Origin of the sequence: Streptomyces soli, assembly GCF_003999195.1 — a bacterium.
Taxonomy (GTDB): Bacteria; Actinomycetota; Actinomycetes; order Streptomycetales; family Streptomycetaceae; genus Actinacidiphila; species Actinacidiphila soli.
Map to the genome: position 1 here is coordinate 23306 of NZ_RJVR01000329.1, position 6621 is coordinate 29926.

5 protein-coding genes and 2 pseudogenes are annotated in these 6621 nt (G+C 68.9%); 3 read left to right on the forward strand and 4 right to left on the reverse strand.

The features are described 5' to 3' along the window. Positions 1–44 precede the first annotated feature (44 nt). Positions 45–1394 carry a hypothetical protein gene (locus EFK10_RS39055; RefSeq protein WP_240677748.1) on the reverse strand — a complete coding sequence of 450 codons (1350 nt, stop codon included), beginning with the start codon at positions 1392–1394 and terminating at the stop codon, positions 45–47. 160 nt (positions 1395–1554) lie between these two features. Between EFK10_RS39055 and EFK10_RS39060 the strand changes: the two are divergent. Together EFK10_RS39060 and EFK10_RS39065 are read left to right on the forward strand one after the other, a co-directional pair. Beyond that, positions 1555–1835, forward strand: a pseudogene (locus tag EFK10_RS39060) (DUF6325 family protein); the annotation flags it as partial. Positions 1836–2003: 168 nt separating this feature from the next. After that, the gene (locus EFK10_RS39065; RefSeq protein ID WP_127360397.1) at positions 2004–2453 is read left to right on the forward strand and encodes a hypothetical protein; all 450 of its coding nucleotides are present in this window, start codon (positions 2004–2006) and stop codon (positions 2451–2453) included. A gap of 97 nt (positions 2454–2550) precedes the next feature. Here EFK10_RS39065 and EFK10_RS39070 read toward each other — a convergent pair whose 3' ends face one another. Next, the gene (locus EFK10_RS39070; RefSeq protein WP_127360398.1) at positions 2551–3291 is read right to left on the reverse strand and encodes a hypothetical protein; all 741 of its coding nucleotides are present in this window, start codon (positions 3289–3291) and stop codon (positions 2551–2553) included. Positions 3292–3429: 138 nt separating this feature from the next. Here EFK10_RS39070 and EFK10_RS39075 point away from each other — a divergent pair, with 138 nt between their 5' ends. Further along, positions 3430–4944, forward strand: coding sequence for a SulP family inorganic anion transporter (locus tag EFK10_RS39075; protein WP_127360399.1), 1515 nt, complete (start codon positions 3430–3432; stop codon positions 4942–4944). A 387-nt stretch (positions 4945–5331) separates the two neighbouring features. Here the strand turns inward: EFK10_RS39075 and EFK10_RS39080 are convergent. Continuing rightward, a pseudogene (locus EFK10_RS39080) lies at positions 5332–5879 on the reverse strand (MFS transporter); the annotation flags it as partial. A 149-nt stretch (positions 5880–6028) separates the two neighbouring features. Beyond that, entirely contained in the window at positions 6029–6400 is a 372-nt protein-coding gene (locus EFK10_RS39085; protein ID WP_127360400.1) for a DUF2267 domain-containing protein, read from the reverse strand. Positions 6401–6621 lie beyond the last annotated feature (221 nt).

The following is a 6621-nucleotide window of genomic DNA, read 5'->3' on the forward strand; positions in this document are numbered from 1 at the left end:
GGGCCGGAACCTGCGCAACCGCACTGCACCGCGCCTGCGCGCGGTCAGGCGGGCTGCGTAGGCGCGGCGTCCAGGAACTCGCGGATCGCGAAGGCCACCAGCACGATCGCCACTGTCCACACCACGACCGCCGTGGTCGGGTAGTTCCAGGTGAACAGGACGACCGCGGCGACTGCCAGGATCACGCCGCCGATCCACCGTTTGAAGTGGTGCACGAACCGGCCGACCGCCCTCATCGGGAACCCCGCCGACATGGCCACGTCGCGCAATGCGCCGATGCTCCTGCGGCAGCCCGTACGGGTGAGGACAGCGGCCCGGGACGGCCCGTTGAAGAAGGCGCCGATGGCGGTCACGAGGGCGACCGCACCGACCGCCCGTACGCTGGCGCGCAGGAACTTGACCAGCGCGTCGTACACCGCACCGGCGGCGGCGTCGGACGTCGCGACGGGCAGATGGTCGAGGTAGATCGCCCGGGCGACGGTGAGTGTGATGCCGAGCAGCAGCATGGCGGCGAACACCCCGAGCGCGGCCCAGATCAGGGCCCGGCGGCGGTTGGCGGCCAGGTACACGCCTGCGGCGGCGATCAGCACGGCGATGATGGGAAGCCAGCCGCCGATGATCTCCAGCACTCTCAGATACGTCTTGATCTTGCCGACGTCCTTCGACGCGAACACCACGAAGTCGGTGTGGACGGCCGGGATTCTCGCGGCCGGCGCGAAGCCGGCTTTGACCAGCTGGTCCTTGACCTTGGCTACGATAGGGCCCACGTCGATGGCCACCTGATTGTTCTTCAGGGACACCGCACCGCCGGCCTCGCCCGTGAGGGCCTTGTCCACGGCGCTGTGGATCGAGCGGTTCGCGTTCACCCAGACGGTGTTGAAGGCGCTGCTGGAGACCACCCGCTCCACGGTGCTGCTGACCAGGCTTTTCAGGCCGCTCGTGATCGGGCCGCTCAGGTTGCCGAGCAGCTTGGCCGCCTGCGGGGCGGCACCCTCCTGCGCGGCCACCTGGGTCAGCTGCTTGACCAGCGCCTCTACGTCGATCTGCGCCAGGACTGCGGTGGTGACCCGGTTGGTGATCGCCTTCTGCACATCCGGGTTGCTCGCCAGTGGCGCCACGGTGGCGACGTAGCGGTTCGTGTCCCGCACGATGCTGTTTGCCCAGACCGAGACGACAGCCAGTAGTGAGAGCAGCGAGGCGAGGAGGATCAGCAGGACTGAACCCGCCGACCGGAGCCAGTGCCGCCCAGCCCCGGACGGCACGGTGTTCTCCAGTGCGCTCACCCGGTGCCGCAGCTCGTCCAGTTCGCTGCGTTCCCGCGTCGAGAGCAGCTCGTCACCGGATGGACCACCGGCGCGCTTCGCCGGATCGGGCGGGGGCGCGCTGTTGGTCATGGTCACAGGAGATCCCTACGGTGGCGATAAGGCCACCTGGACGGGGTCCGACGGGTGAATATTGCACCGAGGTGCGGGGGCTTGCGCCCGACGATGCGATGGCATTCGGGGGAAGGCCACGAGCACCAGGGGTGACGCCGTGAGCGATGAATTCGATGAGATGGGACCGATCGACTATGTGGTCGTCGAGTTTCCCGGTAACCGAATAACTGGCGAGGGCTTCCCGTTGCTGGTCGATCTGGTGGACCGTGGCCTCATCCGAATCCTCGACCTGATGTTCATCAGAAAGGAGGACGACGGATCCGTGGTCGGCCTGGAAATCGCCTCACCGGCGACGGCAATCTCGACCTGGCCGTTTTCGAGGGCGCGTCCTCCGGCCTGCTGGGCCAGGACGACATCGAGGAGGCGGCGTCCGCCCTGGAGCCCGTCAGCTCAGGCGGACCGCAGCACACCGGGGGGTGAATCGGACATGAGGCCTTGATGGCAGAAACATCGCGGGGCAGCGGCGTATTAGTCGGATCGGGTGGGGTTTTCCCCCTTTGGGTGCGGTCGGCGTGCGGTAGTCGGCGTGGCGGGGTTGTCTCGTGGAGAGCGCACTGGGAGTTCCATATGAAGCAGACCAGCGACACCGGCCGCCGTACGGCGGCGCCCGGTGGTCTGCGTGCTGTGCTGCTCATCGCGTTGGTGGCACTGCTGCACGCCGCGTTCTCGCCCGGATCGGCACATTTGGCGGCCCTGGACACCGACCGCTGCGGCCAGCGGGCCGCCTCGTCGGTCGCGGCTGTGGCCTACGACTTCGACCATTGCGGGCTGGTGCATCCGGTGACCGTGGCAGTCGGTGGCGTGGAGAAACACCTCGGCGGAGAGGCGGGGACCGGTTGCGCCGCGTCCGCATGCCAGCCCCGCCCCGGCGTCCTAGCGCACAAGGCTTCTGATGCCGCCGCAAGGGTCCCGGAACGGGCCGTGGTTCCGTCCGTACAGGGTTCCGCCACGTCGGGCGGGCCCGGCAGCCAAGGGTCCTGCGCGTCCGCTCTGCGCACTGTCGTCCTGCGCTGCTGACCGGACCAGGGCCGCGCCTCTACGTGGGTGTGGCCTGTCCGTGTTCCGTACCGCTGGATTCGACACCGCAGGAGTTCTTCATCATGCCCATGGATCCCTACGCGGTCATGAGCGCGCTGGCGCGCGCCGAAGCCGCCCGTTGTTCCTCCCCGGCCACGTCCACACCGGCGGAGTCCCGTACCCGCCCCGTCCCCGTACCCACGGCGGCCCCGGCTGAGCCGAAGGGGCGGCCGTCGAGTCGGCCACCTGTCCGTAAGGCGCTGCGGCGACTGATGACCCTGTTCGGCTGATCGCCCGCGACGCGCGAGGTGATGCTGTGGCAGGAAACGGGGCGACTGCGGCTGATGGTCACATTGATGGTCGCGGTCGCCTGGTCGGTGTCCGAGGTGCGGATCGTTACGGCCATTCTCCAGGTGCCGGGGAAGGGCAGGTTCAGGGTGTCGGAGCCGAAGTAGCCACCTTTGTTCTTCAGCTTCGCGTCGAGCTGCCCGATGCTCTTGCCCGGCAGGGTGAAGGTCATCCGCACCTCCGGTACGTTCGCAATGCCGCCCTGCGCGTCGAGCACGACGGCCTGCACGCTGTTGCGACCGATCAGGCCAGGTTCGACGGTGACGTTGACCGTGCCCTTCCCGCCGGGCGAACCGGTGTTGAAGGGAAGGTTGACCTCGGGGAACGCGGCTGCGGTCGGGTTCCCCGACGGGCTGGCGGTGCTGCCGCCTTGGGCGCCGGACGCGGTGGCTGCAAGGACCGTGGCACCGAGTGCCATCACAGCGCCCGCCGAGAGCAGCACCGCCTTCACCGGCGGCCTCGTCGCGGAGCGGCGCGGTGTCACCAGCATGGATCCACCCTGACTCCGCTCACCGGACGGGTGAGGGAATCGCGAGTTCCAGCCGCTGTAGCCGCCGGACGGTGCACGGCACCCGCACCGCCATACGTCACCCGTCCGGATTCGTCAATCGTCACGGAAAGAACCCCCATGTCTTCCCTCACCGTGCCGCTCAGGCGTGCACTGCGTACCGATCTGACCGCCTCATTGGTGGTCTTCCTCGTCGCCCTGCCGCTGTGCGTGGGCGTGGCCGTCGCCTCCGGAGTACCGGCCGAGCTGGGCCTGGTCACCGGCATCGTCGGCGGCCTGATCACCGGGCTGTTGCCCGGCAGCAGCCTGCAGGTCTCCGGCCCCGCCGCCGGCCTGACCGTCCTTGTCTACGAAGCCGTCAACGCCTACGGCCTCCCCGCCCTCGGCATCATCGTCCTGGCCGCCGGGCTGGTGCAATTGGCGCTCGGCGCGATGAAGCTGGGGCGGTGGTTCCGGGCCATCTCGGTCGCCGTGGTGGAGGGGATGCTCGCCGGGATCGGGCTCGTCATCATCGCCGGACAGCTGTACGCCATGGCCGGCGCCAAGGCCCCGGCGAGCGGTCTCGGAAAGATCGCCGGGTTGCCCGGCCTCGCCGCCGAACTCGTGTCCTCGGCTGCGGCGTTGTCCGCGTTCGTCATCGGTGCGGGCAGCATCGTGGTGATGGTGCTGTGGGCCCGGATGCCCGCCAGAGTGCGGATGGTGCCGGGCGCGTTGGTGGCCGTGGGCGTGTCCACCGCCGTCGCAGCGCTGTGCGGGATGCGGGTGGCCAAGGTCCAGGTGCGGGGTCTGCTCGGGGCGATTCAACCGCCGGGACCGGCCGAGGTCGGGCAGCTGGTCGAGATCGGCGTGCTCGGCACGGTCGTCGCGTTCACCTTGATCGCCTCGGCGGAGAGCCTGTTCAGCGCGGCGGCGGTGGACCGGCTGCATGACGGCCCGCGCACCGACTACGACAAGGAACTCATGGCCCAGGGCGCGGGCAACACGCTGTGCGGGGTGCTGGGGGCGCTGCCGATGACTGCGGTCATCGTACGCAGCGCCGCGAACGTCCAGGCCGGCGCGAAGACCAAGGCGTCCCGGGTGCTGCACGGCGTGTGGCTGCTGCTGTTCGCCGCGCTGCTGCCCGCCGTGCTCGGCGTCATTCCCGTCGCTGCGCTCGCCGGGGTCCTGGTCTATGCGGGCTTCAAGCTGCTGCCGCTCACCCAGCTCGGCCCGCTGTGGCGCGAGCACCGTGGTGAGGCTGTGATCCTCATGGTCACCGCGCTGGCGATCGTGGCTGTCAACATGTTCGAGGGCGTTCTGATCGGTCTTGGTCTCGCGATCGTCAAGACGGCCTGGGAGACCTCGCACATCCAGGTGGAGGTCCTCGACCACGGCCACGGCCCGGTCCGGGCCACGCTCACCGGCAACGCCACCTTCCTGCGGCTGCCGAAGATGCTCGACACCCTGGAAGCCCTGCCGATAGACCGGCCTATCGAACTGGACCTGCTCGGGCTCCGCCACCTGGACCACGCCTGCCTGACCGCGCTGACCGCGTGGGCGGAGCGGCACGACACCGAAGGCACCGAACCTGTCCGGCTGATGGCAATTGACCGCAGTCCGCGCCACCGACATGGACTTGGAAGCGGCCACAACTGAGCGCGTTCGCGGTGAACGGCTCGGCGATGTCCGCTGAACGCCCATGCCACGGCGCACGTACCCCCGAGGCATTGACGCACGCACCAGCCACACAAGAAGGGCGCTCTATGGATGACCCGTCCCGGAGGCGGCGTCGCCGCGCGCGCATGCTGCGAGTTCTGGCGACTGCATCTGCGCTGCTGACCGCCGGATGCGGCGCAGACAGCGAACCGCAAGCTGTGGCGATTGGCAGCATTTCGCCTCGACCGCAGGCCAGTACAAGTACGAGCGCCGAGGCTGCCCGGGCCTTCACCGTGCAGCAGTTGGCCGCCGGTGTCGGCTGCAAGGCCAAGACGGTACACAAAATCCTGGATTCAGAAAATTGTGTACCCTCGCACGGCAGGCCGCTCAGGCAGGTGCCGCCTGCACGTTCGCGGCGGCAAGCCGTCCGGAGCGGGCGAGGGCCAGAACAGCGCTCGCGCAGGCCAGACCGGTGGCGGCCAGGGCGAACCAGGTCAGCCACAACGCGTGATGGCGGCCGACGAAGTCCCACAGGGCGCCGGTAGCGAGGTTGCCCAGCGTGATACCCAGGCCGGACACGGTGTTGTAGAGCCCGTAGTGGGTTGCGACCAGGCGGTCGCCGGACAGCGAGACGACGGTGTCCATCTCGAAGGGATAGACCACCGCACCCCCCGCCGCCAGCAGCACCACAGCCACCACCAGCGCACCGAGCATGGCGACAGGCTCACCCTGGGGAGCGAGTGCCAGCGGCACGAAGGCCAACCCCATCCACATCAGCCCCCGCACCAGCGCCTGGTCAGGGCTCCAGCGACGCTTGGCCCAGCCGGTCAGCCGCAGGTGCCCCACAACGGCCCCGCCGCCGAGACGACGAACAGGCCGCTGGTGACCTTCGTACCGTCCGACCCCAGTGCATCGTTGGCCGCCAGCGGCAAGGCGGCCCCGCGCCGATCGCGACCGCCCTTGACGCCGCCCCCCTTTCATCGGGCTCGGCCGGCGAGCCCTGGTGGAACTTTTGGCCACGTTCGAGCCTGCCTGGCCGGCCCGCCTCAATTGGCGTAGGTCGCCGGGCGGGATGGTGCCGCCGTCAGATGTTTTGGAACTCGTTCGGCAGCTGGTCCATGACGTCCTGGAACTCTTTGGCCGGGACGGCTTGCTCGAGTGTCATGAAGACCGCCGCAACTCCCCGGCGGGCGATCGTCTCGCCGGTGTTCGCGCGGTCACTCATCCGGCGGATGAATTCGTCGACGCCGAATTTTTGGGCGACGTCCGCCGGCGGGATCAGCGGCGGGGCGATTTCCGGTGGAAGGACTTCGGCCAGATCGCGGGCCTCGCCGCTGGTGATCCGCTCTGCGAGCATCAGCACCGTGGCCCGGGTCAGCGACTGCGCCTGCTCCTGCGGGACGTGGCCCGCTGGGCGACGAGCTGGATGAACTCGTCCGGCTCCATGGCGACTCATAAGTCGTCAAATCGTAACGATGAGGCGAGTCTTTTCCGCCCAGGCGCCCATAAGCCATTCGGCTGATTTTGTCGTCAGGCCGCGACTCGCCCGTTCGGGATGTGCGGCTGGGGGTGCGCCGGTGCCCAACGTCGCTTGATTAGGCGACTGGGGTCATCTGTAGGCGCCGGAGTGATGGTCGCCCAGGTGTCGTGAGGTGAAGGAGTTCCGGGGCGCACGGT

Excerpts from the sequence above, each read along its gene's own strand:
- EFK10_RS39055 (WP_240677748.1), bottom strand. The coding sequence starts at position 1,394 with ATGACCAACAGCGCGCCCCCGCCCGATCCGGCGAAGCGCGCCGGTGGT.
- EFK10_RS39065 (WP_127360397.1), top strand. The coding sequence starts at position 2,004 with ATGAAGCAGACCAGCGACACCGGCCGCCGTACGGCGGCGCCCGGTGGT.
- EFK10_RS39070 (WP_127360398.1), bottom strand. The coding sequence starts at position 3,291 with ATGCTGGTGACACCGCGCCGCTCCGCGACGAGGCCGCCGGTGAAGGCG.
- EFK10_RS39075 (WP_127360399.1), top strand. The coding sequence starts at position 3,430 with ATGTCTTCCCTCACCGTGCCGCTCAGGCGTGCACTGCGTACCGATCTG.
- EFK10_RS39085 (WP_127360400.1), bottom strand. The coding sequence starts at position 6,400 with ATGAGTCGCCATGGAGCCGGACGAGTTCATCCAGCTCGTCGCCCAGCG.